Origin of the sequence: Bifidobacterium hapali, assembly GCF_002259755.1 — a bacterium.
GTDB classification, from domain to species: domain Bacteria; phylum Actinomycetota; class Actinomycetes; order Actinomycetales; family Bifidobacteriaceae; genus Bifidobacterium; species Bifidobacterium hapali.
Genome location: NZ_MWWY01000034.1, coordinates 1 through 26,562, shown reverse-complemented (window position 1 = coordinate 26,562; position 26,562 = coordinate 1). Strand labels below are relative to the sequence as shown.

Here is a 26,562-nt window from a genome sequence, read left to right as displayed (position 1 = left end):
ACCGCGCCCTTCAGTTTCGGTACCTTCAGGCTCATTTTCCCGGCCTTGACGGTCAGATCACGCTTGTAATGGCCGGCCCGGTACGCCTTGCGATCCCCGCTGCGCTCGTAACGGGCGGCGCCCGTGATCTCGTCGGCCTCGGCGTCGAGCATTGCGTTCAACGTCTCCTCGACGCTTCTACGGACCATCCGGTCCAGGGTGGTCTCCAACATGGCCTGGTCGACCTGTAGAATCTGCTGTGACATGGCTTCGTGCCCTCTTTCCAATCGCGATTTGTTTTGTTTGGCGACAGAAAATCGTACACAGGACACGAGCCATGCCCTTTCATCTCAAGCCCAAGCCAAAGTGCGCAAAATTTCGGGCCTTATCCAATAGGAGTGTACTTGGTATGAGAGTGGTGGTCCTAATCTTTGGATCAGGACCACCATGGATTCACGCCACACTCCAGGCAGTCACGCGCGGCATCACAGCGGCCAGTTCGACCCGTAAGCAGCCGAAATTCTGATGACGCCAACGACGCACACCGCTGCCACGATCATAACCACGCCGGCGTCTACCACAACGGGAACATCTAAGCATGCCCGCACGCGGGCGCACCCGAACCTCCAGCACGGGCTAGGGACGCATGGGACCGTCAACAATCCTGACGGACTCGACCCCATGCCTTTGACGTTGAGGAGACGTTTGAATATCTGTTCATCAGGCGCTTTTGGTTGTGTGTTTTTCTTGGTTGAAAACATCCTACCCCCAAAAGCGCTCTTCTCTTACTCCCTCAACGGCTCAACAACAAACCACCACCCACAAAAACAGCAATAGTGCCTTATTTTTCCATTCTTCTAAAGTGTTGTCTCTATACGATAACGGGGACGATGTTTGGACTCCATATAGATTTTTCCTACATATTCGCCGACAACACCAAGAGAAAGCATGATAAGTCCACCGATGAGCCAGATCGAGATCATCATCGATCCCCATCCAGTAATGGTGTGTCCAAAACCAAGTGAAGCAAGTACGTAGATAAACATACCGAATGCGATGAGGATGGACAACAATCCGGCTCCTGTGACAAAGCTCAATGGTTTTGTTGAAAATGAAGTAATGCCCTGAATTGCAAAGAAAATCATTTTCTTTAACGGATATTTAGACTCGCCTGCTGCTCGTTTGCCGCGTTCATAATAGACTTTACTGGTTTGGTAGCCGAGTGTTGGAACAATACCGCGTAGAAACAAGTTAACTTCGTGATATTCGGACAGTGCATCCAACGCTTCCCTACTCATAAGACGGTAGTCAGCGTGGTCAGGTATGGTTTCAGCACCCATCCATTCAAATATTTTGTAGAAAGTTTCAGCAGTCGTGCGTTTGAACCATGTATCTTTTTTCCGTGCAGATCGTACACCATAAACGATTTCATTACCGCTACGGAACTTTTCTATGAATTCATCAATCGCATTCACATCATCCTGAAGATCGGCATCCATCGAGATTGCAGCATCGCAGCCGTGTTCACGAGCAGTCATGAGTCCAGCAAGGAGTGCGTTTTGATGACCGCGGTTGTGTGAAAGCTTTACACCTCCAAATAAATGCCTGTTACGCTCATGCAAGGTTTGAATAATTTGCCAAGTGGTGTCTTTAGAACCATCATCAACAAATAGAATACGACTTCCTGAACTGATTTGTTTGGTGCTGGTAAGATACACAACTTTGGCAGATAACGCGTCAGCTGTTTGCGTAAGCCCCTCTGCTTCGTTATAGCATGGAAGCACAAAATATATGGATGGGGGGGGGGTTATACTTGGCGTCTGCACCACATTCATTCTCTTGACCTATCTGACTTGCTTATAAACGTAAAGTAGTATATACACATTATTTTAGACAATCATTAGATTTTCTGCATTTTTTCTGCACGATGTAAAGATGTTAATGTGTTTTATTATAGGCAATCTTTTCTAATAAATTAGATCTCATGATTTTGCATGTTTAATTTGTTTGTTGTATTTGTTGCGTATTTGAGTGATGAAATCAGCCCATCCAGTTGCTGCATATGGGAATAGCAATAGGAAGTATGGTAGAATATAGTCAGATTTTGTTTCCCAAAATAGATGGAATACAAAGCCTCCTGTAAAGATCATTATTAATGATACTTGATTGAGTGATATTTTATTCCAACGTTTAATGAGGCAATAAGCAGAGCCAAGATATATTAAATTTTGAAAAATATCACAATATATAATGTATATAGTATGCAATTTTCCTTGCATGATGCTATGCTCTAATATTGAATGCGTAAGATCGGAACGATCTGTTCCATTTCCTCCGTAAGATATCCATAAAGACTGGAAGGTAGGTTCAGCCCACGTGGAAGATATCTTCTTTCCGAAGAATTTAAAAGTATAAGCTGGATTATTTGCAAATATATTTAGCCTATTTATGATTTCTTTTTTTGCGAGTTCATTGGTTTCATTTACGTTACCATTAGTCTGATTATATATATTAGTTATATAGGAATTAAACCATCCAGGTGCGCGTTGTGGAGATTCCTGTAAGCCCATTGCTACCCATGCTGTCTTAGGTATCGGATTATCTAATGGTACAGATATTTTATTTTCCATCATAGTCACTGGTAGTGTACTCGATAAAAAATAAGTTGTCAGTGTGGCTACTATAAGGATTGTTGTAAGAATTTTATTAGATAAATACAATAAAGAAATCAGCCAAACAATTTCTATGCCAAGGACAAAAATAAGACTATTGGGTTTAAACCAGACTGCAAGGAAGATGGAGATTAGAGCAAAGATACTATATGCCATTTTTGTTAAGTAGTGGCTTTTTTCAAGTACTTGCTGTTGCATGTAGCATGCTACTAAGCAAAATGCTATTGATGGTATGTTGCCGTATATAAAATTTAAAAAAAATATTAAAGGAAAGAATGATGTCGTAATTAAAATTGTAATTTTTGTTATTAACTCATTTTTAAACATTATTTCAGTTAGTTTGCTTAACATTCTGGCGCTTACCACAATCATTGCTATATTAAATAGCTTGATTGGTAAGGTATTATTGATTCCAAATAGTTTTCCTATAAGAGCACAGAAGAATACATAGCCTGACTGGTAGGGGTATTGTTGTAGGTATTCCATATGCTGAAGAGATGTAATGTCATTATTTTGAATTAACTTACCTAGAGAAAATACCGCTACTTGGTCCGCTACAGGGGAAGTATTTGCGATACTAATCCAAAAGGCGCTTATTATTATAATGAATGTATACTGTATACTATAAAGAGTTTTGACTTTAATATTCTTTTTGTGTCGATTTGATAATGTAATAGCTAGTATTATTATCAAGGTTATGATGAAGCTAATAAAAGCTATTATAGATGAATTTGCTGGTTTTTCTAGATAATTAAGTGGAAATGTTTCCGTTCGGAATAATGCGATTATTGTAAGTGATGTTAAGATTGTCAGAGATAATAACGAAATAAATTTACAGAAATAAGTACTAATATATGAGAAAAGAATGCTTATTTTCATATATTTTTTCCTTTATGAATTAATGAAAAATAATTCGTTTGAACGAGAAAATTTTTTCTATTATTTTTTGCAATAACATCAAGTATGATGCCTGTTATGATAAGAAGAAGTCCTGTAATAACAAGCATAACGGCACCAATGAGGGTTGGAAAGTGTTCGACTAGCCCTGTACGAATAAATTCAACAGTGACAGTTGAACATAAAATGACGCCAATTAAGCTAATAATAAGTCCGAGTCCACTGAAAAAAGGGAGCGGTTCGTATTCGCGAATCATGCGGAAAATCGTGCTCATGACTTTGATGCCGTCGGCCACAGTATTGAGTTTGGACACAGAACCCGCCGGTCGATCACGATATTTGATAGGCATTTCATAGAGTCGCAGGTTGTTGTTGAGTGAATGAATCGTCATTTCAGTTTCAACTTCGAACCCGTGGGAAAGCACGGGGTAGGTTTTCACGAAAGTGAAGCTGAACGCTCGATAGCCAGTCATAATATCGGTGACCTGCGCGTGGAATAGGCCGTTGATAGAGTCGCGCACAAGACGATTACCGAAATTGTGGAATGGTCGTTTATTTTCTTGAAAATAAGTAGAGGAAAGACGGTCGCCAATGACCATGTCGTAACCTTCTAGCACTTTGTCAACCATGCTCGGTGCAGCATCAGCTGGGTATGTGTCGTCACCATCGGCCATAACATATACGTCCGCATCAATATCCTCGAACATGGCACGAATCACATTGCCCTTGCCCTGCCGTGGCTCCTTGCGCACGACCGCGCCTTCTGCAGCGGCGATTTGTGCAGTACGATCGGTCGAATTATTGTCGTACACATAAATGACCGCATCCGGCAACGCCTCACGGAAATCACGTACGACCTTGCCGATCGTCACCTCTTCGTTATAGCAGGGCAGCAGCACTGCGATAGTTGGATCCTCAATAACTTCAGGCATGGGCAACACTATAGACTGTGTGCTGGAACGTCATGGCGGAATCTTTGCGTCACCCATCGAACGGGTTTCCGACTGTTCGACTATATTCGATCTGTATCGCGGTCGACTACTGGCAGTGGTGCCAGCCCTGACCTTGTATCCATTTTCGGTAGCGTCGCTGATAGCGAAAACAACAGCGAAGGAAGAAAGAAGATGAAAGGCAAAAGCATCCTGTCATTCATCTGTGCGGTGTTGACTTCAGTGGCTATGCTGCTTCCGGTTTCCGTGACTGTGGCCGATGCGTCCGATAGCACAGACTCCATGTGGCCACCAGCGCGTCCCGTTGCGCCGAAGCTGCCAAACAGGCGGCCGAGTAGCAGCGGGAACTGCTGAAGCAGTCTTCGCAGACGCCGGATTCGGCCACGCCGACAGCCGAAGATCCGAACGCGCCGAACGCCTAGAACCAAGGCACCGACACCGGCATGAAAGACTTCCCGCAAGCATCGCAGGCGTCTCCTCGATCACAAGAGACACGGTTCGCGGCGTCAACCTCACGTCATATCAGGCGGAGAAAACAGCCGGCGTGAAATTCCACAACTTCGATGGCCATGACATCGACGACAACGGTCTCATGCAACTGCTGAAATCCAACGGCGTCAACTACGTGCTGCTCAAAGTGGCAGTCAATCCGGCCGACGAGAACGGCAACACCTACGGCGGCGGCAACCCGATGCTCGCCAACGCGCTGAAAACCGCGCAAGCCGCACAGGCCAACGGTCTGAACGTCAACATCCAATTCCTGTATTCAGACTTCCACACATCGAAAATCGTGCAGAAACTGCCCAAGAGCTGTCCTATCACCAAGGGCGAAACCAAGCTCGCGGCCAAGGTCGCGGACTACACCGCGCAATCCCTCGCAACGCTCAAAGCCGTTGGAGTCCTGCCAGTATGGTGTATTGCATGTCTCGCGTGTGCGGGTTTTGCTGGTTCCTGATTCGTGCAAACGCCGTCTTCAACCTTGCGAGTTTTCCTTGATGCAGCTTAGATGAACCATCTATACAGGTCCGTATGATATGCGAACCCAAAAATATATCCTCGACGACCTAGTACCGCCAGAACCCGCCCAACGTGTATGGAATTTCCCACTATATAGGGATATAAAAATGGCTTGTTTCCGCCATTCCCTAAAAACACGTCCCTACACGGTGGATGCAAAGAATCAGCCTGATGCGTCGTACCGCATCCCCATTCGGGGGTTGCGCTTGGCGTCGTTCAACCCTCATGCTCGGTGAAGCCTCCACCCTTTTCAATAATGTGCATCGGAAGTCTTGATCTGTTCAAGCATGATCACCACGATAGATAGCATGATGATCATGCTCGAACAGATCATATAAAGGTGAACCATGATTCAGCTCCCCACAGCGGTGTTGTCTCAATGACTCCTCCCGCAAACTGCTTGAAGAACAGTAGCAGCATCGCGACGACGATGCCTAAGACCATCATGGTGCGTGTCACGGAAGCAAGACTTGTGGAAGACGAGATTTGCCGTGTGCCACATGAGACCTGTAGCTCCTCACTCTCGTGGGGCTGATGCGGGATGCTGATGTTGTCCAATGCGTAGATCGCAGCCACGACAACGATCATGATCGCCCAGTAAAAGTCAAGTACGTATCGGATGTCGTACCCGACAATATGCGCGTCGAGGAGGAATATCGCCAGCGCATATGCGCAAGCTCCCACAGCGAAGGCCAGCAATCTGTTGTGTTTCATGCGATGTTTCCAAACGCGATTAAAAAGCAGCGGAATGGCGAACGGTGCGAACAATAGAAGAAAACCACCATAGCTTGGTTGCATGGGCAGCCACAGTGGCATGGGCGATTGCGTGGTGGTCACAAACGGGAAGGCTGTGGACAAGGACGGAGGCTGTAGGAAATACAGGAAGAACAGTGGCAGCAGCAATGTCAGTGGCAGCTTATGATGAGTCATATCATAGCCTGTGAGATTGTAGTTTGCGCCAAAATCAAAGAGACTGCCGAAGCGAGCCGCATTGTATAGGAGAAAAGGGGCAATGCCTAACACGAACGGAATAAGTACTACGGTCCATACGGAGACTTCTTGCACAAATGCCATGCGACTTTTTAAGCCGCTCCTCCACAGTTCCACGATCTCTTCACAGAACAAAGGAACGGCCGCAACGGTGGCCACAGTGAATTGGGGACGGCAGCCCACCGTCATGGCTGCCGACAATGATCCCAAAGCAAGATAGATCTTATTGAGATTGTGGATTTTGGCCTGTATCCAGAAAATAAAAGCCATCAAGATAAAGAACATGGCGGCTAGCTGGGGAATCAGATAGAACAGCTGGAGCTCGATGTTGTGCGCCACACCCGTTCCGAGGAAAAAGCCGGTGCAGGCTACTAACACGGTTCCTAGGCTTACCGCGTGCTTGCGTGATTGGAACAATCTGGCCAACTGAACGCACAATAGGCTTCCTGCGATGATGGCCGTAATCGCGAACACAATGATGCCGTACCCTGCGGCAAGGCCATGTCCAGTAATGAGACGATATGGCGCGAACAATAGGACTGCGGGAAGTACGCCGAAATAGCAATAGTATTTGCCGTTATAGAAGGCGACATCGAACAGAATGGGGATCTTGCTGCTCTGAGCGACGTTCATTCGCGTTGCCCAGTCATAAGGGTTGTCCATTGCCTGCAGGTCGGGACTGACGGGAATGTCCAAGTATGTACGACCGTGGATGAGTGATTCCGCAAGATGGGCATACTGATCCGAGTCGAAGTACGATCCGGTCGGCATGCGGTTGATTCCGGTGAGGGAATGAAGCCCGCCGGACTGCTCCCAGAACCATGCAGCGACGAGACACAGGATGGTCGTCAGTGATGCAACCGATATGACGCTCAACGGACTGCTGTCAAAACGTCTGTTGTACAGATGTGATGTGGGCCAGAAGGCGAGAATGACAGCAATGACCAGTATTTCGAGAATCAGACGGACCGCGTCGAGGTGGAACGGGACACGAGGATTAACCGTAACCGAAGGAATCGGAACGGTGCTGCCTTTCCCGGCAGTATAGGTAAGACGAACCTTTGTGGATAGACCTGCGACGTGAATGTAACGAGAACTGCTGACCTTCGGAGAATATCCTGCGGTTTTCGTTGCCGTATACCAGTCGCCATCCGTTGTCTTTTTCGTGGCAAGAGTCCATTGCACATCGTTGAAGGCGTTTTCTTGCGCTGACGGATCAATATAAAGGTAATCGATGATTTCAGGGCTGTTGATGCTGATCCAAGCCTGTTCCGGATCTGTTATCGTGGCAGTGCCATCGTCGTGCCGTTCAAGGCCTGAACCGGTGTCGGAAATTTCCACCTGCACTGGCGAATTACGCATAGTCTGCCAAAAAGGGAGATTGAATACCAATATCTCCAGTATCGCCAATATTATAATTCCGATGCAGTACGACTTGCGCAGTCGTGTAACAGACTGTGTTTTCATCATGAGCTTATGATATGAGTCTGTCTCGATATGCGAGCTGGATTGCCTATCGATACAATATGCGGAACAGAGGTCTGCGGAGGAAAACGCTTATGGCAACAAGAATACGATATTTTGATATTGCAAAAGGTATTGCTATATTATGCGTGATTTTAGGTCACAGTATTCTTATTGCACAGGTGTTCGTTGATCAAGGGTATCTTGCAATGCAGCTGTATCATGTGATTTTCACTTTTCATATGCCGCTGTTTTTTATAATATCCGGTTACTTCATGCACCCCGAAAGGCCGTTTGACTATACAAAGCGTGGACGGGAATTGCTTGCGACTTATGCGATCACTGCTGGCGCCATTGTTGTGGCAACTACGGCGTTGGCTTATGTTTTGCGAAGCGGGACACGTGCCGCGTTCACTGGATGGTTCGCGGCAGCTTTTTACGGTGCGGGTGATCTGGCGGCGAACTATGTGTGGCCTGTTCCATTTCGTATAGGTGCATTATGGTTCCTATTGGGTCTATTTTGGGCTCAATTGATTGTCCACTGGGCTGCGAAAACTCGGTTCTCTTATATTTGGATAATTCTTTCCTTTGTTATTGGTTATTGTTCGGCTCGCGTGTATTGGCTACCCCTCAGCATCCAATCCGGAATGTGCGCTGCTTTATTTGTATATTGTGGCCACCTTATTAAAAAATATGACATTCTTCCGAAAATAAGTCGTAACCCTATTGCATGGATTGTCGCTTGTGCAATATGGTTGATTTGTATTAAGGAATTTTCCGGATTCAGCATGGCTATGAATGCCTACGGCGAAGGATTGCATTTCGCTTTTAGCGTTGTCGGTGCTTTTGCTGGAACGTATTGTATATTGGGCGTTTCCATGCTGATCGATGCTTATGTAGATCCAATTGCGAAAGCCTTGTCGATCTGTGGCACATGGAGCTTGGCGATATTGTGCGTTCATCTTTTTGAAGATGATGTGACACCATGGGCAGACATATTGCCCAAACTCATGGTCGTCACCGGTGGTGGGCATTATATGTGGGTGATTGTCTTTGCGGTGCGGCTCTTTGTTGATATCGCATTGACTTGCGTGCTGTATCGTATGCCGAGAATCAATATGCTGTTCTTTCCATATCTGGTCAAGCGCCAGTCGTTGTCATAACAGTAGTGTGTCAGGTGCCGTTAACGGCCTAGTCTGAAACCGATGATCGTCAGTGGGTTGTCCGATGGAAAAAGAGTTTGAATGAGTAAAGGCTTGATCCTGAACATCGTCAGTAATCTGGTGTTTTTCATCAGCGGATATTTAATCCACTATTATCTGGGCGGTCATACATCGGCGGCCGCCTACGGCGTGGTCGGCACGATTATCACCGTGTTGGATTTCGAATACATGTTCACCAGCAATGGCGCCCGCCAGTCGTTGTCGCGCAACATTTCGTCCGGCCGGTATAACGTGGTCGACGTAATCGTCAAAACGCTTGCAGTGCAGGCATGCATCGTCGCCGTGTTCTTCGCGATCAACTTCCTTGGCGCTCCGCTGTTCGGTCGGCTGTTCAACGACACTTCGCTGGACCTGTACTTCAAGCTCGCCGCGTTCTTGCCGATCTCCAACGGCCTGTACGTGATGATGCTCGGCATCAACGACGGTCTGCAGCGCTTCCAGTACAGTGCGTTCCTTTCTACGTTCTATCCGATCATCAAACTCGGTGTGATTCCGCTCATCATGTTTGTTTTTCCACACGATCCAGTCATGGGCGTAGAAGTGGGTTACTTTTCGGCAATGGTGATCGCGATCCTGCTGGGGGCGGCGCTGCTGGTGCCGGTCTGGTGCAGTCTGAAGGTCACTGGCACTGAACGAGTAAGTTTCCGTGAAACCGCACACGGCGTGCTGTCGTTCTCGTTCTTTTTCATCATGGCGTCGCTTGTGCTCAGCGCCGACACGCTCGTGGTCAAGTCCGTGGTCGAGCCCGCATCGATGGCCGGCTATTACACGGGTGCGATGAACTTCGGCAAGACCACGTATTACCTGCTGCAGGCGTTCGCGGTGATCATCCTGCCGGTGGTGTCTGGGCTGATCGCCAAAGGTGATGTGCGAGAAGCGGGCCGCAAGGCGCAGACGTTGGTGCTGGTGGCGTTCGGATTCATCTTCCCGATGGCCGTGGTGATCTCCGCGACCAGCCGCGACCTGCTGGCCGCGTTCTACAAGCCGGAATTCACCATCGCGGCACCGGCGTTGTCATGCCTTGCGTTGTCGAGTTTCTTCATGGGCATGACCGTGGTGTTCAACATGGTGCTCAATGCCGAGAAGGACACCAGATTCTCGGATGTGCTGTCGATCGTCTCACTGGTGCTGGTCGTCCCGATTTTCGTCGTGAGCGCTCGCTTCGGCGGCATTACGGCGATCGCCGCGGCGAGCACGATATGCACGTTCGTGACGATGACGGTGTCGTATGTCGAGGTCCGTCGGCGCATGATGGACGTGATGACCGTGAAGACGTGGGCGGTGATCGGCATCAATGCGGTCGTCTGGGTTGTGCTGACGTTGGTCGGCCGTGTGGTGAGCACCGACAATTTCCTGCTACTGGCGCTCGCGTATGCGCTCGTGTACTTCGCCTATATCGGTGTGCTGTTCCTGCTGCGGATTGTGAGCGTGGAACAGCTGAAGGCCATGAAAGGGTGAAAAGCGGGGGTAATGAAGGGGGTGGACACCGGCACTGTCGGCGCGTTATCGATATAATGACCTCGTTTCATCCTTAAGAACTATAGAAAGAGCCTGGTTGTGCGGCTATTCATACAGATTCCGTGCCTGAACGAGGAGAAGACCCTCCCGATGGTCATGGAGAAGATGCCCAAGTCAATTCCCGGCATCGACGAGATCGAAGTCATGATCATCGACGACGGCTGCACCGATCACACCGTCGAAGTGGCGAAAAGCCTCGGCATCAGGCATGTGGTACGGCATACCGGCACGATGGGTCTCGCCCGCGCGTTCCGCGACGGCGTCGACTATGCGCTCAAGCACGGTGCTGACATCGTTGTCAACACCGATGGCGACAACCAGTATCCAAGCGATAAGATCGGCGATCTCGTCCAGCCGATCCTCGCCGGGAAGGCCGACATCGTCGTCGGTGACCGCCAAACTTCCACGATCAAGGAATTCAGCTGGTTCAAGAAACGCATGCAGCACTTCGGCTCATGGGTCGTGAACAAGGCCGCCGGCACGCATATTCCGGATGCGGCCAGTGGTTTCCGCGCGTATTCCAAGAAGGCGTTGCTGCAGCTCAACATCGTCACCGAGTTCAGCTACTGCATGGAGACGATCATCCAGGCCGGCAACAAGCGCATCGCGATCACGTCCGTGCCGATCACCACGAACAAGAAGACGCGCAATTCCCGTCTGTTCCACAACATCTTCGAGCACATGGGCAAGTCGGCCGGTGCGATCATTCGCAGCTTCCTCATGTTCCGTGCGCATTCGGTGTTCAAATGGTCGTCGGTGGTCTCCGCAGTGCTCGCGCTCGGCGTGTTCGTGCGGTATCTGGCTTACTTCTTCTCGGGTGACGGACATGGCCATATGCAGTCGCTGCTGGTTGGCGCGATGCTGTTCACTTGGATGGTGCTTTCCCTGGCTTTGCTGATCATCTCCGAACTGCTGCGCATCCACCGGCGCCTGTTGGAGGACGAGCTGGAACGCGTCAAGGAAATCGAATACAGTCCGGCCAATCGCGGACTGTGGGCGGACGACGAGGACAACGAGCTGCGCGGACTTTCGGCAAGCAAAGACTGACTTCTCCTTCGCCGGCGCCGCCCCGGTGAAGATGCAGCCGAGCATACTGCAACCAATACAATCGGAGACACGATGCTTCACAATATTCGTACGAATCGCTCCCGTCTGCGCGCAGCAAAGCCGATCATCGTGGCCATAGCCATCATCGTGGTGTTGGAGCTGTTCTTCTTTAATCTTCCGTTCTGGCAGACGTTCAGAGCGACGCCGGAACAGGCGCATGATGATGGAGTTGGCAGTGGTTTAAGCATTCAGGCCGATGGAACTGCCAAAGTCACCGACACGGCTCAGGCTTGGCGTGACGTTTCGGCCAAACAGGCTATCGAATATCTTTATCTGAACCACAATTCCGGCGAGTCGGACGGCACTCAGGTCAAATGGTCAATTGCCACAAAAAAGGATACTGATGGTGGATGGTACTATGCCTCGGCTGTCGTCGGTTATTCTCCGGCTGCGGAACATTCGAGATATTCCCGCGTGGGCAACGGTGCGACGCATGTCAGACTGATCTACCAAACCAGTCAGGACGCGGTCATTCCCTATAACGATGTAACCATCAATCCTCATGTACCCATGCATTTCAGTCCGATTCGGCTCATTCTCGAATGCGCAATTGCGGCATTGATTATCATGTTCCGGCCGCGCTCCGGCTTGTACCGTATTCGGTTGAGTGCGCATCGAGCATGTGTCGTTCCTGTGTTGCTGGTCGTACTGGTCCAGTGTGCGGTTCTGTCGTCATTGTTGGTTGTTTCTGATCCAGGCCAATCCCCGGATCCGGCGTATTCAGACGCCTTCGGCTCGTACTATTTTCCCGGACAATATCAGGCAATGGCCAAGTCGTTGCTTCAGGGGAGCGTGTCGCTTGATTTGCCGGTGAATCCCGCGTTGGAGAAGATGCGGAATCCATACGACACCATGTCGCGAATCGAGGTCGCCAGGAACAACCCGGATGTGCCGGTCTATTTTGATGTTGCATACAAGGACGGAAAGTATTACAGCTATTTCGGTGTGCTTCCGGTACTGACGATGTTCATGCCGTATCGGGTCATCACCGGAAGCGATATGCCTACCAATACTGGTGTGCTGATAGCCGGTCTGTTGGTTACGCTGGCTGGTGCATTGCTGTGCGTACAGATAGCACGTCTCGTTGGGCGCAGGCGTACCGTGAGTTTGGGCTCATTGCTGCTGGCGATGACGTGCATTTTCCTCGGCAATGGCGTGACCATCCTCATCCAGACCGGTCAGCTCTACCAGATTCCACAGGAGATGGGCGTGGCATGTGCTTTGCTGGGACTCGCATGTTGGATCGAAGGCAAACTGAAGAACTTGAGCAAGCCATATATTGCGCTCGGATCGTTCTTCATGGCACTGACTGCCGGATGCCGTCCACAACTGATCTTTGCATCGTTCATCGCGCTGCCGTTGTTCTGGAACGAGATATGCACGTTGTGGAACGACGGCCTTCATAGCGCTCGCGGATTGTTGCGGGGAATCGGCGTCTGGGCCTCGGCAGTTCTTCCATATGGGGTCGTGCTGCTCCCGTTGTTCGCATATAACGCGGTCCGTTTCGGATCTCCGATCGACTTTGGGGCTAACTATAACCTGACAGGTTATGACATGCCTAACTCCCGTGCACCATTGACACAGTATTTCTCTTACGTATTTGACTATCTTCTGCAGCCGCCACAGATAACGGCGTCGTTCCCGTTTATCAATACGGTTGACATACCGCTGACGACATGGCGATCCATTCACCCGAGTTTCGGTGGATACTTTATGTCGACGGCTCCGTTCGCTCTGCTGTTGTGCGGTGCCGGATTGTGGAGAAAACAATTGCGAGCGGTGAACATGTCGGGACTGTTCTTGGGACTTGTCCCCTCGTTCATCGGCATTTTCTTGGTGAGTTCTCGCGTGACCGGAATCGACTATCGATATCAGGTCGACTTCGTATGGCTGATTGCTGTTGCTGTTCTGATTCTTCTCTTCAGCATTGATGCGTATCTCAATCCGAAAGAATCTGACGTTGAGTTGAATGCAGTCAAGACGGATAGCCGAATTGCGGCTCCGCGTCATTGCACGGAAGTATCGTATGGCAGCGTTTTGCAGGGAGGCGTTTTCGGGTTTATGGCCGGAAGCGTTGCCCTTGCGGCGGCGTTCCTGTTCTTTAAGCAGTTCATGGCAGACATGCCTATGCCGCTTTCTGTATGGTGGGATACGGCCTCGTGGTTTGTGTTTTTGTAAACCGTAGCGGTACACATACGCGTCTGTCATGTTAGTTGTTATGTAGACGAGGTAGCGCGAGTTATCTGTGCATGAGTCTCACTGAATGTCGTTTAGTGCGTTAGCATTGCTCGTAGACCGATTCAGATGAAAGTAGGTTGTCCATAAGATCGCGGTTGCGGGTACGGGCTATGTGGGCCTGTCGATTGCCATGCTGCTCGCGCAGCACAATGAGGTGCATGCCCTTGATATCGTTCCCGAGAAGGTCGATATGCTCAACGATCGGCGCAGTCCGATCGTGGACAAGGAGATCACGGCGTTTCTGGACGGAGACAGGGACGGCACGCGTCCGTTGAATTTCACGGCGACGCTTGATCCGTCTCAGGCTTACGCGAATGCCGATTATGCGGTGGTGGCCACGCCGACGAACTACGATTCCGACAAGAACTATTTCGACACGTCGAGCGTGGAAGCGGCCGTCGAGGCGGTCCGTGCGGTGAACCGCACCGCGTGGATCGTGATCAAGTCCACGATTCCGGTGGGCTATACGATGCAGATCCGCGAGCGGCTCCACGATCACCGCATCCTGTTCTCCCCGGAGTTTTTGCGTGAAGGCCATGCGCTGTACGACAACCTTCATCCGAGCCGGATCGTGGCCGGAGCCCCGCAGGACGATCCGGAGGCGGTCGGGGCGGCGCGCGGGTTCGTCCGGCTGCTCGCCCACGGCGCAGATTCGGCCGAGCTGACGCGCACGAACGCGGACGGCACCACCGGCATTCCGGAATTGGTGGTCGGCCCCACCGAAGCCGAGGCGATCAAACTGTTCTCCAACACGTATCTGGCATTGCGTGTCGCGTATTTCAACGAACTGGACACCTATGCGGAAAGCCGCGGGCTGAACACGAGCGAGATCATCAAGGGCGTGTGCCTCGACCCGCGCATCCGCGACGATTACAACAATCCGAGCTTCGGATACGGCGGCTATTGCCTGCCGAAGGACACCAAGCAGCTGCTCGCCAATTACACCGATGTGCCGCAGAATCTGATTTCCGCCATCGTGGAGGCGAACCGCACCCGCAAGGATTTCATCGCATCCGAGATCGAAGCGCGCATCAAGGGCATCGACAAGCCGGTCGTGGGCGTGTATCGCCTGACCATGAAGGCCGGTTCGGACAATTTCCGTCAGTCCGCCATTCAAGGCGTGATGAAAAGGCTCAAAGCAAACGGTATTACCGTGCTCGTTTATGAGCCGACACTGGACAAGCCCGATTTCTATGGCAGCGAAGTCACGCATGATTTCGCCGGTTTCGCGGCTCGGGCCGACGTGATCGTCGCAAACCGTTGGAACGGCGAACTCGCCCCGTTTGCCGACAAGGTGTTCACACGCGACCTCTTCCGCAGGGACTGAATGTCTCCGGCGTGCCGCTGATACCTGAACACCGATGCATACGTCACAATATCGTCTGTAACGTCCGTATCCGGAGCTTGCTGTATTGATATGAACATACATCACGCTGCATCATTGGATGGTGTGTCGCATTGTGCAATGCGCAAGTTTGACTGCTATCCGTTGGAGCTTGATATAGCTGGTACCGGCATGTCTGTACGTGCGTCCACACTCTCACAGACATTGCTTTGCGCCGTTGGCTCATTCATTATCACGATTGCCGATCGGGCTGCGACGTATGCGCAAATCGGCTCGCTGGACTGGATGTTATGCGGACGAATCGTGATCGTCTGGATCACGCTTCTGCTTACATTCATGATTGGCGAGACTCTCATGTCACGGCGACAGGTGCTGCTTGATGGTTCCACCGGCCGAAGGATCATGGCTGTCATCGAACCCCTACTGCATGGGGGGTATCTGAGAACGATTGTTCGTGAATGCATGCTTTCGATCGTTATGATGCTATGTTGGCATACCTTATATGCTGCTCTTGTATCCGGGACTCATTTGGTATGACACCGGTGACCAGATCGCACAGTTCTTCGGTTACCCTGCGCTGGGCCAGCCAAGCGGAATCGTTTCATCGCACCATCCAGTATTCGACGCCATGGTATTCGGTGCGGCCGCGAAGGCCGGTGAATTATGGCTTGGCGGATATCAATCGGGGCTGACCATGTTGATAGTGCTTCAGGCAGTGCTGATGTGCGTCATCCTATCGGCCTGCGTGCTCTATGTTCGCCATGCCGGAGCTCCGTTGGGAACAACGATTGTGCTGTTCCTGTTTTTCGCAGTGTTCCCGGTATTGCCGATCTTCTTCATGTCTTTGGTCAAAGACAGCATGCACGCGGTGTTTTTCGTCCCGTGGCTGTTGATGTATATCGAGACATGTCGTACGCGTTTGTCGACCATGCGGTCCGTTCCGTTCGTTCTGGGCTTTGTCGTACTGAGTGTGTTGTCGTCGTTGACTACCGCTACGGGCTTTTATATCACTACACTGTCGTCGTTGGGACTTCCTTTTATCGACGTTCTGGCGAGAGAACGTGGATTGGCTGTTGCAAGAGTCTGTGCAAGCATTGTGAGCGTGGTCGTGATCATCGCCGTTCAGATACTGTTTCCGGCGGGTGCGAGACTCGCATTGAACATCCATAGGGAAGATGCAAATCAGATCATGGTCGTCCCCATGCAGATGACCGCTCGGTATGTCGTTGATCATCCCAATGACATTACCGACGACGAGCGTCGCATCATTGATGCATTCAACATCGTTCCGGTTGAGCAAATGTCTTCAGAGTATAACCCCTATCTGGCGGATTCCGTAATCCATTTGTCGCTCAAGAACCCGGCATATCTTTCAAAGTATGTTCGCGCGTGGACCGCACAAGGTCTTAGACATCCTGAAAGCTATATCAACGCTTTCATCGCATTGGAGTCAGGTTGGTTCGCACTGCAGCGAACACCAGTCAACGAATTAGGCCCGTTGCCACTCGACAAATTGAGGCAGCATGACGAACCTATTCCGAACCAGATAGTGCTGCAGGCGAACAGCTCCATCAGTCCATCGTTTTTCACGATGTTGTCCGATGTCGGTCCATATGTGCAACATCAGGATGCACAGCAACGCGTGCAACGTATATGGGACCATCTGTCAAAGACGCCTGTAATACGTTGGGCCACGTATACCGCTGTCTGGGCGTTTATCTTGCCGTTGTTCATGGTGTTCTGCATGTGCCGGAACAAGAATTGCCGGCTGGCCGGAGCTGGCGTGATCGTGTGGTCGTTACTGTCGTTGCTGCCCAATGCGATATCATTACCGCTGAAACCTACGGCATCTCGGTATATCATTTGGGCCTGTTATGTGCTGCCGCTGTATTTGGCGCTGTTACGTGCTCTATGCTGCCGTCGTGGCAGGTAAGCGACTGGTAGAGGAGCGTTTCGGCGCGCCATGATCGATGCCGTTGCCGATCGGCGGCCGCAATCGTATACATTGCCGTGAATGATGCAATATCAAAGGGATTGACTATCATGTGTTCCGTCTATTGCACGTCTCAGTCGTAAGGGTAATGCATGTCCACGATGAAATTCGCCAATATCCTGCTGGAGAGGAATCCCCGCTCCCTGAGCTATCCGTCCCTGTACTGCAAGGCCGATGGCCCGGTCATCGAGGATGAGACCGCAACGGATGGCTCGTGGCTGCTGTACACGAAGGGCGAGTACGATTTCTCCACGTACTTCAACTCGCTGTCCGTGCAGAAGCTGCGCGAATACACGAACGCCTCGAAATTCTTCCTGCATCTTGAGCTTAAGGGCGCTGCCGTGCACGTGCTGCAAACCAAGGGAGGCGTGTTCTCCGCCCATCCGGAACCGGTTGACAACGTCACCGCCGACCTGCCGGCATCGGACGATTGGCAGAGCGTCGATCTTGAGCTGGAAGTCGACGACGACACGGTGATCGTCGGTTTCACCATCACCACCGACGGCAGGGTCGCCATCCGTAACAGCTACTACTCGCTGGAGTACACCGGAGAATTGCGTCCGATCGAATTGGCGCTCGCCACGACCACGTTCAAGAAGGAAAACTTCATCGAACGCAACATCGGCCTGATCAAGGACCAGATCCTCGCCTCCGACGAGGACATCGCCGGACACTTCCACATGTACGTCATCGACAACGGTCGCACGCTCGATGCGGCCGGTCTCAGCGACGAGCATGTCACCGTCCGTCCGAACCAGAACGTCGGCGGTGCCGGCGGCTTCACCCGTGGCATGATCGAAGCGATGGAGCAGAAGGTGCCTGCGACCAACATCCTGCTCATGGACGATGACGTCGCCGTTTCTCCCGAAAGCATCAAGCGCACCTACAATCTGCTGCGCCTGCTCAAGCCGGAGTACCAGGGTGCGATGATCTCGGGCGCAATGCTCAACTATGAGATCGGCGAGGATCAGTGGGAGGATACCGGCTGGATGACGCCGGAAGGCACGTTCGCGCCGGCAAAGCCTGGACTTCGACTGACCAAGTACGAGGATGTCATCTTCAACGAGACGTTCAAACTGCCGAAGGTCATTCGCAAGAGCGGCCAGCGGTACGCCGCATGGTGGTACTGCTGCATTCCGATCGACGTCATTAAGCGCAACGGCTTGCCGCTGCCGGTGTTCGTGCGCTGCGACGACGCCGAATACGGCGTGCGCTGCGGCACCAAGTTCATCACCATGAACGGTCTGTGCATCTGGCATATGTCGTTCCACGTGCGGTACAACGCTGCCGTCGAACGCTACCAGACCACTCGCAACACGATGATCGCCCAGTGCACCACCGGTTTCGCGCCGAAGTCCGATTTCATGTACGAGCTGCACAACAACATCCGTCTTGAGCTCAAGAAGTTCGGATACGACAATGCCGAACTGTGCCTCGATGCCTTCGAGGATTTCCTCAAGGGGCCGAAATTCATCGCCCAGCCCGGTGCCGCCGAAAAGGCGTTCATGGACGCGAACAAGCACAAGGAGAAGCTCGTCTCGTTCGATGAAGTGCAGCGGCAGGCCGAGGAGCTCGGTATCGACGGCTTCGACCTAAGCCAGATCGACCGTCAGCTCGTCGATGGTGATAAGCCGCGCAGCCGTTTTGAGCGTTTCGAGGATTACGTGACCAACAACGGCCAGCGCTTCTTTAAGTACGAGGGCGAAGGCTATGCGGTCATTCCGGTGCTCGGTTGGACGTACCCGGCCGGTGCGATCCACAACAAGAAGTACCTGATCGTCATCGACTGGTACAACAAGAAAGGTGCCATCCGCGTCAAGGATTCGAAGCGCTATGCTGAGATTGTCAAGCGCTATGAGCGTGACCTTAAGTACTACAAGAAGAATATCGAGCGTCTGCGCAAGGAATATGTCGCAGCACGCGCCGAGCTAACTTCCGTCAAGTACTGGAAGCGCTACCTCAATATAGACTGATCTTTTTCGGGCCGCTGGATTCCCGGCGGCCTTTCAGCATCTGGGGTGTGATGTATCAGCAGAGGAAATTGCGTCCCTTGCTGATGCACCGCAACACGTTTTATCGATGGCAGGTCAAAAGATCTTTGATGAGACGCGGCAGCAATAATATTTTCTTCCCGAGACGATACTCGGCAGATAGAGTGATATTACGTAGCGACGTACTCAAAGTGGCAATATCGTTGCGTTGAGTCTCAAGCGTGTCCGATAGTTGCCGGATTTGGTCCTCCCTTTGCTTTAACACGCGGTCCAGTCTATTGATTTCGGTGATGCCTCGGGCTTCATTGGTGCGAAGGTTCTGGGTGAAATACATCAATACATCTTCTGGTGATTGTTCCAGTATCATGTGATATTCAGTAAGCCAGATATCGCATTGAATATACTTTTGCGTCGCGTGTCCGGTAATGTCCATTTGATCAAATCCGTGTTCTTTCAAAGCGTTGAATACTTCACGGAACGTACTGTATCGACGTTGTAAAAACATATTTGCTAAAGCTGACTGCAAAGCCCAGTTCACATAGCTACGTTGCACGATCTTATACATGCCTCGTTGCATGAGTTCAGCTTTCAAGGCAATGAATGCATCAAGGAAATTCAACGGATGCTGGTCATTGGTATCCATATTCGACGAGCCGCGGTTGATGCGGTAATGGGAAAGCCGTTCGTAGATGACTGCAATGCGTTGCGCCTCGACTAGCGCCAGACAGGTGAACTGCAGATCCTGAGTCCTGGCGAAATCAGGGAACGTAATTTCATGTTCAATGAGAAAGGATCGGCGGAATAATTTGTTCCAAATCCAGTTTTGGAATGAATTGAAAATATAATCAGGATTTTTCGTGTACGTGAATACACCGTCACCATCGTCGAAATTACTGAAAGTCAGCGTTCCTACAGGGGGGTATTGATCGATCTGAGTGTTGTGATCATAAAACCACAAATCCCAGATGACAATATCGGCTTGAACTGTGTCGGCCTTATACACGGCTTTCTCCAGCAGCTGTTTGTCAACAAAATCGTCGGCATCGAGAAAACTGATGTATTCTCCTTGAGCTTGTTGAAGTGCGATGTTGCGGGCAATGCCAGCTCCGACATGATCCGTGCGCAAAAGGCGGATTTTATCTCCGTTGGGACGTGTGCTCGCGACATGTTCGATTGTGGAGACGGTGTCGTCGGTCGAGCCGTCATCGACACAGAGTATCTCGAAATCGGTGTATGTCTGATCGAGAAGACTTCCTAAGCTCTGCTCCAAGAATGGTGCGGCATTGTAAGCGGCCATAATCATGCTGACCTTGGGGGGTTTACTGCTTGATGTGCTCATTCTTCTTAGTCTATAGTAGTTCCGGTATCCATCTCGCCGCGGGTATGCTGATACGTGGCGAAAGCCGTTAAGGGGATAGCAGGTGGTATTGTGATCTGGTAAGTACCCCGTTGATAGAATACATGATCATGCATGAATTAGTAAGAAAGCTGCAAGCCCGATATAAGTACGCGTGGATCGTACTCAAAGGGCTGGTGAAGACTGATTTCCGGTTGCGATATCAGGGATCGTTCCTTGGCATTGCATGGTCCGTGCTTAAGCCATTGATGACGTTCTGTGTCATGTATGTGGTTTTTGGCAAGTTTCTCCGTATGTCAGACGGTACTCCAACATATCCTGTGGTGCTGCTGTTGGGCATCAGTTCCTGGCAGTTCGTGACTGAATCAACGAATGTCGGCCTTCGTTCGGTAGTCGATCGAGGCGATCTGCTGCGAAAGATTCATTTCCCAAACTACATCGTTGTTGTGTCCGCCACGGTCGGTGCTATGATCAGCTATGCCATCAACCTTGGCGTTGTACTGATCTTTGCGTTATTCGCCCGCGTGCATTTCACATGGCGCGTGGTACTGCTACCGCTGAACATCGTAGAACTGTACGCGGTGACGTTGGGAATCACGCTTATCATGGCCACCATGTATGTGTATTTCCGAGATATCGCCCATATTTGGGATGTGTTGCAGCAGCTTGTGTTCTATAGCATGCCGATCATTTATCCGTTGAGCTATGTGACGAATCGCGGTGGCCTGTACGCCGATCTAGCGCGTTTGGAATTGCTGAATCCGATCGCGCAAACCATTCAGGATATTCGTCATAATTTCATTGCTCCGGATTCGCAGCCGACGGTGTGGAACCAGTTCTCCAATCCGGTTCTTCAAATCGTTCCGCCGTTGTTCACGGTGGTGCTCCTGTGGATTGGTATATACCTTTTCCGTTGTAATAGCCGAAAATTCGCGGAGGTCATGTGATGTTATCAAACAAGCGATCCGACAAGGGTGTCGTTGACTTCACCAAGAACCCTGTGGTGCTTTCGGTGGAGCATGTCTCCAAATCCTTCAAGTTACCGACTGAGCAGGCTACTGGCCTGAAACAGGCATGTATTAATTGGTTCAAAGGCATTAAGGGATACAAGAACCAGCAGGTTCTGAAAGACGTTAGCTTTGACGTGCATCAGGGCGAGTTCTTCGGAATTGTAGGTCGGAATGGTGGAGGCAAATCAACGTTACTGAAACTAATCTCCCAGATCTATTATCCCGAATCCGGGTCCATCAGTGTCACAGGTAAATTGGTGCCGTTCATCGAGCTTGGTGTAGGTTTTAACCCGGAACTTACAGGTCGTGAGAACGTGTATCTTAACGGATCGTTGCTAGGCTTCACGCATGAGGAAGTCGACGCGATGTACGACGATATCGTCGAATTTGCGGAGCTAGAAGAGTTCATGGATCAGAAGCTCAAGAACTATTCGTCTGGTATGCAGGTGCGTTTGGCGTTCTCGGTGGCCATCAAGGCACAAGGAGATATTCTGGTGCTAGATGAGGTGTTAGCGGTCGGAGACGAGGCGTTTCAACGTAAATGTGATGATTTCTTCGCGCAGATCAAAAAGGATCCAAAAAAAACTGTCATCCTGGTAACGCATGATATGGCATCGGTAAAGAAATACTGTACTCGCGCCATGATGATTAAAGACGGTCATGTCGAGGTTATCGGCGATAAGCAGACCGTCGCCGATGCGTATACCATGGCGAATCTGGAAGCGGAGAAGAAAAAGGAACAGAAACGTCTTGAGCGTGAGAAGCAGCAGGGAGTCTATCCTGAAGGACTTAACGAGCGCTGCCCGATTTTAAGAACCTATGCGATTTCTCCGTCCATGGTTAAGAATACAGATATTTTCAAGTTTGCAGTGGAATACCAGTATGATGAGCCAGGAGAATTTTACCTTGCCATTTCACTGAATGATATCCGGCGCGGAGGAATTACGTTCGACACTGGTCCTAAGGTGTTGCGAGTCAAGGAACATGGACATCATACCGTGCAGTTCGAATTGCCTTTGAACTTGTTCAACAACGGTGAATTCAAGTTATTCACATCGCTGCGTAAACCAAGTGAAACCAACTCGGGATTTACGGATCTGGTCGCTGTTGCTACAGGCGATAATGCCTGTGCGTTCGTCATACGCGGTTCGGATACTTATACCGATTACGCACTACTTAATCGGGAGTCGATGAGCATTTCCCCCGTTCCAGAAGAAAAAGGAATCGAGGTCATGGATCCGGAACAATGGGATAGCCATAGGGGTGTAGCGTAATATACTTATCTTTCAAGCCGAACAACTCTCATCTGGCGCGTTGTTTTCCTGTTGTTGAACGTTGGGCTGAACGAATCATTCCGTGTGGTTGTGGTGCCGATCTACGGCAGTGGCTATATGCTCCCTTTTGAAGCCGGGGTCAACGCCACCGTCGACGATACGTATATCGTTGCGGTTAACACTCTGTCATCCGCAGTTGACAATGTGACTCTCACAGATGGATCGTCTTTCGCACCGTGCTAAAAGTTCTGGCCGGTTACGTCTACTCGACCGGCAAGCTACTACAATGTCCTCCCGACCGCGTACTGGACGCAGGGGGCAATGTGTAGCAGGTGAAGTTGCGTATGCAGATATGAGACAATACCACTGTCGCCGTGTATCAATCCGGACGCAAGACGTTCAACTATTCGTCTGCCTCTACCTTACCGAATGAGGTAATGAAGTAACATGTGGTATATAATGGTGTAATTTCGTAGACATTCGTGTCATATGGTGTAATGTGTAGTTTGTTGATCACATTGTGCATGGTGCCAACTTGGAGGTTGCGTTATGCTCGCAAATCCGTTTAAGCCCACTGCCGGTAAAATGCCGCCTATCCTCATTGGTCGACAGTCGGTAATCGACGATTTCGCTGAAGCATTGGATAATGGGGTGGGAGCACCCGGCCGCATCATGTTGATCACTGGTCAGCGTGGTTTTGGTAAGACTGTTATGCTCACTGAATTTCGGCGTATCGCTAAGGCTCGGCAATGGGAAACGATTGGTGAAACGGCGTCGGAAGGATTGGTTGCTCGTCTGGTGCAGACGTTGACACCGAGTGGAATCCACATGGATCAGGTCAATCTTAGCCCATCCATCGGTATCACCGGTCTGGCCTCTGCCAGCATTGGTCAAGCGCACTTTACTGCAGAATCCAATCCGTTGACACTACGCAACGCATTGAATAAACGTCTGGCGAGCAGAAAGATCGGTAAAGGTAAGGGTATTCTCATCACTATCGATGAAACACAGGCTGCATCTCGTGAGGATCTAGTGGCAATTGCTACTGCCATCCAGCACGTCATTGCGGACGGGGACGAAAGCGATACGTCGGAAGCCGAACGAAAGGGTGTTGCGATCGTCTTTGCTGGGTTACCTTACATGGTCAACGATCTACTTAACAACGAGGTAACCACATTTCTGCGGCGCGCGTTGCGCCGGGAACTTGATAACGTACCGTTGCCGGATGTCAAGAACGCGTTCATCGAAACCATCGGTGAGTCCGGCAAGCAAATCGGAGAATCCGACGCGTTGGAAGCCGCACGGGCATCCAAAGGCTACCCATATATGGTGCAGCTCATCGGCTATTACATGTGGCAGTCCTCACAACGGCGAGATTCGGATATTGTCTCAGCGCATGATGTTAAAGTTGGAACGGCAGATGCATTGCTGGCTTTCGACGATGCCGTGTGCGCTCCTGCATTGGACGGTGCTACCAGTGCGGAACGGCTGTTCCTGAAAGCGATGGCTCAAGATACTCCTAATCCCACTCGCGTGGGCGATATCGCCGGCCGTACGCATCGCAGTCGCAGCTGGGTGAGCAAATATCGCGCAATTCTCATCAAAAACCGGCTGATTCGGCAATCCAGTCATGGCCAGCTCGAATTCGCGGTGCCTCATCTGGGTGAGTATCTGAACACATTATAAAGTCCGTGCGTTCATGTTCCTATGAGCGGTGAACGGCGCATTGAACCGCCTTTGTGCCTTGATGGAATAGGATATTACGTATGTCTCAGGTAGAAGAACGGCAAACCATTTGGCGTGTGGTGTTTCCATCATCGAACGTTGGGCTGGATGAGTCATTCCGCGTAACGGCCGCGCCGATCTATGGCAGTGGGCGCAGGCTTGCTAGCCACAGCGAAGCATCATCCGATGTTGACAACGCCATGTTGCACAGTTGGGTCGTGTCCCGTGCCATGCTCGAAATCCCCGCTGGATGCGCCTATTCGACCGGCTGCTATTACAACGCCTTTCCGGCCGCGTATTGGGCGAAATGGACGGGCGTGCGCGTCGTGACCCTGCGTATGAGCGTGCGCGGCGAAGCGACGGTTATCGTGCACCGTTCGGATTCCTCGGCGCGCGATCATGTCGTATCGACGACTCCCGTGCTCTCCCGGGAAAAGCCGCAATCCATCTCCGTTGATATTCAGATCGGTGACATGGCTGACGGTGGCTGGCTGTGGTTTGACGTCGAAGCCGGAAATTCTGGATCTGTAACATTGTCTGATGCTGTATGGATGACAGACAGTCCGGCAAAACGGCAATTGACCGCTTCCCTTGCCATTACGACGATGAACAAGCCGCAATGGTGCATCCGTCAGTTCAATCTGCTTGCCGACATGGCCGACATGAGCCTGATCGATGCCATATACGTCATCGATCAAGGCACAAGGCGATATCCTCGTGCTTGACGAAGTGCTTGCTGTTGGCGATGAGGCTTTCCAACGTAAATGTGACGATTTCTTTACCGAAATACGTAAAGATCCTACCAAGACGGTCATTCTCGTTACGCATGATATGAATTCAGTGAAAAAATATTGCACGCGAGCGATGATGATCAAAGATGGTGAAGTTGTCGCTATCGGCGATACTGAAACTGTTACTAGCCGTTATACGCTTGCCAATCTTGAAGCGGAGAAAAAAGAGCAGCAGGCAAATCGTGAAAAACTAGAGGCGGAACATCAGTATCCGAACGGTTTAAATGAGCGTTGCCCAATCTTGCGTACATTCCCGGTAAAAGATGCTATCTACACGAGTTCGGATGTGTTCCAATTTGGAGTGGAATATCAGTTTGACGAGCCTGGTGATTTCTATCTAGCGATTGCCATGCATGATATTCGCCGTGGTGGCATCACGTATGACACAGGTGCTAAGAAAATCAAAATGACTCAGCATGGTCACCACACCGTGTATTTTGAATTACCACTTAAATTGTTCAATAACGGTGAGTTTCGCCTGTTCACATCGTTGCGAGTGCCAACTCCGGTTGATCCGAACAATACTGACATGGTGGCAGTGGGATAAGGCCCGAAATTTTGCGCACTTTGGCTTGGGCTTGAGATGAAAGGGCATGGCTCGTGTCCTGTGTACGATTTTCTGTCGCCAAACAAAACAAATCGCGATTGGAAAGAGGGCACGAAGCCATGTCACAGCAGATTCTACAGGTCGACCAGGCCATGTTGGAGACCACCCTGGACCGGATGGTCCGTAGAAGCGTCGAGGAGACGTTGAACGCAATGCTCGACGCCGAGGCCGACGAGATCACGGGCGCCGCCCGTTACGAGCGCAGCGGGGATCGCAAGGCGTACCGGGCCGGCCATTACAAGCGTGATCTGACCGTCAAGGCCGGGAAAATGAGCCTGAAGGTACCGAAACTGAAGGGCGCGGTGTNCGAGTCGGCCGTGATCGAGCGTTACCGGCGGCGCGAGGAGAGCGTCGAGGAGGCGCTGATTGACATGTATCTGGCGGGCGTGTCCACGCGTCAGGTTGATGATGTCA

The 26,562-nt window shown here is 50.8% G+C and carries 20 protein-coding genes and 1 pseudogene; 14 read left to right on the top strand and 7 right to left on the bottom strand.

The genetic code is table 11. The annotated features are described in order from the left end of the window. The 5 genes from BHAP_RS08730 to BHAP_RS08710 form a co-directional block, all read right to left on the bottom strand. Nucleotides 1-245: transposase (locus BHAP_RS08730; protein WP_211279716.1), on the bottom strand; the 245-nt coding region annotated here is incomplete at its 3' end. Between the two features lie 187 nt (nt 246-432). Beyond that, a complete protein-coding gene (locus BHAP_RS11915; protein ID WP_420807731.1) occupies nt 433-579 on the bottom strand; it encodes a transposase family protein in 147 nt (48 codons plus the stop codon). A gap of 257 nt (nt 580-836) precedes the next feature. Beyond that, nucleotides 837-1,808, bottom strand: a complete 972-nt coding sequence (locus tag BHAP_RS08720) for a glycosyltransferase family 2 protein (protein WP_244569368.1) — start codon at nt 1,806-1,808, stop codon at nt 837-839. Between the two features lie 153 nt (nt 1,809-1,961). Continuing rightward, nucleotides 1,962-3,530 (bottom strand): hypothetical protein, encoded by a 1,569-nt coding sequence (locus BHAP_RS08715; protein ID WP_094730325.1) that lies wholly within the window; start codon nt 3,528-3,530, stop codon nt 1,962-1,964. Further along, nucleotides 3,527-4,480, bottom strand: a complete 954-nt coding sequence (locus BHAP_RS08710) for a glycosyltransferase family 2 protein (RefSeq protein WP_094730324.1) — start codon at nt 4,478-4,480, stop codon at nt 3,527-3,529. Before BHAP_RS08710 ends, BHAP_RS08715 begins: the two co-directional genes overlap by 4 nt. Before the next feature lie 562 nt (nt 4,481-5,042). Between BHAP_RS08710 and BHAP_RS11910 the strand changes: the two genes are divergently transcribed. Next, entirely contained in the window at nt 5,043-5,453 is a 411-nt protein-coding gene (locus BHAP_RS11910) for a glycosyl hydrolase 53 family protein (RefSeq protein WP_244569367.1), read from the top strand. A 392-nt stretch (nt 5,454-5,845) separates the two neighbouring features. Here BHAP_RS11910 and BHAP_RS08700 read toward each other — a convergent pair whose 3' ends face one another. Further along, complete coding sequence (locus BHAP_RS08700) at nt 5,846-7,975, bottom strand: hypothetical protein (RefSeq protein WP_094730323.1); 2,130 nt, start codon at nt 7,973-7,975, stop codon at nt 5,846-5,848. Nucleotides 7,976-8,064: 89 nt separating this feature from the next. On the opposite strand from BHAP_RS08700, the gene BHAP_RS08695 reads away from it, so the two are divergent. The 7 genes from BHAP_RS08695 (at nt 8,065) to BHAP_RS08660 (ending at nt 19,366) form a co-directional block, all read left to right on the top strand. Then, nucleotides 8,065-9,132, top strand: coding sequence for an acyltransferase family protein (locus BHAP_RS08695; protein ID WP_094730322.1), 1,068 nt, complete (start codon nt 8,065-8,067; stop codon nt 9,130-9,132). Between the two features lie 81 nt (nt 9,133-9,213). Then, on the top strand, nt 9,214-10,650 hold the full coding sequence (locus BHAP_RS08690; protein WP_094730321.1) for a lipopolysaccharide biosynthesis protein: 1,437 nt from the start codon (nt 9,214-9,216) through the stop codon (nt 10,648-10,650). A gap of 99 nt (nt 10,651-10,749) precedes the next feature. Then, nucleotides 10,750-11,757 carry a glycosyltransferase family 2 protein gene (locus BHAP_RS08685; RefSeq protein ID WP_094730320.1) on the top strand — a complete coding sequence of 336 codons (1,008 nt, stop codon included), beginning with the start codon at nt 10,750-10,752 and terminating at the stop codon, nt 11,755-11,757. 72 nt (nt 11,758-11,829) lie between these two features. Continuing rightward, entirely contained in the window at nt 11,830-13,995 is a 2,166-nt protein-coding gene (locus tag BHAP_RS08680; RefSeq protein WP_094730319.1) for a hypothetical protein, read from the top strand. A 190-nt stretch (nt 13,996-14,185) separates the two neighbouring features. Further along, nucleotides 14,186-15,382, top strand: coding sequence for a nucleotide sugar dehydrogenase (locus BHAP_RS08675; RefSeq protein WP_094730328.1), 1,197 nt, complete (start codon nt 14,186-14,188; stop codon nt 15,380-15,382). A gap of 520 nt (nt 15,383-15,902) precedes the next feature. Beyond that, nucleotides 15,903-17,333 (top strand): DUF6020 family protein, encoded by a 1,431-nt coding sequence (locus BHAP_RS08665; protein ID WP_094730317.1) that lies wholly within the window; start codon nt 15,903-15,905, stop codon nt 17,331-17,333. Between the two features lie 152 nt (nt 17,334-17,485). Further along, nucleotides 17,486-19,366 (top strand): glycosyltransferase family 2 protein, encoded by a 1,881-nt coding sequence (locus tag BHAP_RS08660; protein ID WP_094730316.1) that lies wholly within the window; start codon nt 17,486-17,488, stop codon nt 19,364-19,366. Nucleotides 19,367-19,466: 100 nt separating this feature from the next. Here BHAP_RS08660 and BHAP_RS08655 read toward each other — a convergent pair whose 3' ends face one another. Further along, entirely contained in the window at nt 19,467-20,723 is a 1,257-nt protein-coding gene (locus BHAP_RS08655; protein ID WP_094730315.1) for a glycosyltransferase family 2 protein, read from the bottom strand. 128 nt (nt 20,724-20,851) lie between these two features. Between BHAP_RS08655 and BHAP_RS08650 the strand changes: the two genes are divergently transcribed. The 6 genes and pseudogenes from BHAP_RS08650 to BHAP_RS08625 form a co-directional block, all read left to right on the top strand. Next, a complete protein-coding gene (locus BHAP_RS08650; protein WP_094730327.1) occupies nt 20,852-21,688 on the top strand; it encodes an ABC transporter permease in 837 nt (278 codons plus the stop codon). Continuing rightward, entirely contained in the window at nt 21,688-23,025 is a 1,338-nt protein-coding gene (locus tag BHAP_RS08645; RefSeq protein ID WP_094730314.1) for an ABC transporter ATP-binding protein, read from the top strand. The genes BHAP_RS08650 and BHAP_RS08645 overlap by 1 nt, the downstream gene beginning before the upstream one ends. A gap of 549 nt (nt 23,026-23,574) precedes the next feature. Further along, a complete protein-coding gene (locus tag BHAP_RS08640; protein ID WP_094730313.1) occupies nt 23,575-24,711 on the top strand; it encodes an ATP-binding protein in 1,137 nt (378 codons plus the stop codon). Nucleotides 24,712-24,791: 80 nt separating this feature from the next. Further along, a complete protein-coding gene (locus tag BHAP_RS08635; protein WP_094730312.1) occupies nt 24,792-25,475 on the top strand; it encodes a hypothetical protein in 684 nt (227 codons plus the stop codon). Beyond that, nucleotides 25,426-26,082: pseudogene (locus BHAP_RS08630) on the top strand (ABC transporter ATP-binding protein); the annotation flags it as partial. The gene BHAP_RS08635 and the pseudogene BHAP_RS08630, both read left to right, overlap by 50 nt. 125 nt (nt 26,083-26,207) lie before the next feature. Further along, nucleotides 26,208-26,562: transposase (locus tag BHAP_RS08625; RefSeq protein WP_211279714.1), on the top strand; the 355-nt coding region annotated here is incomplete at its 3' end.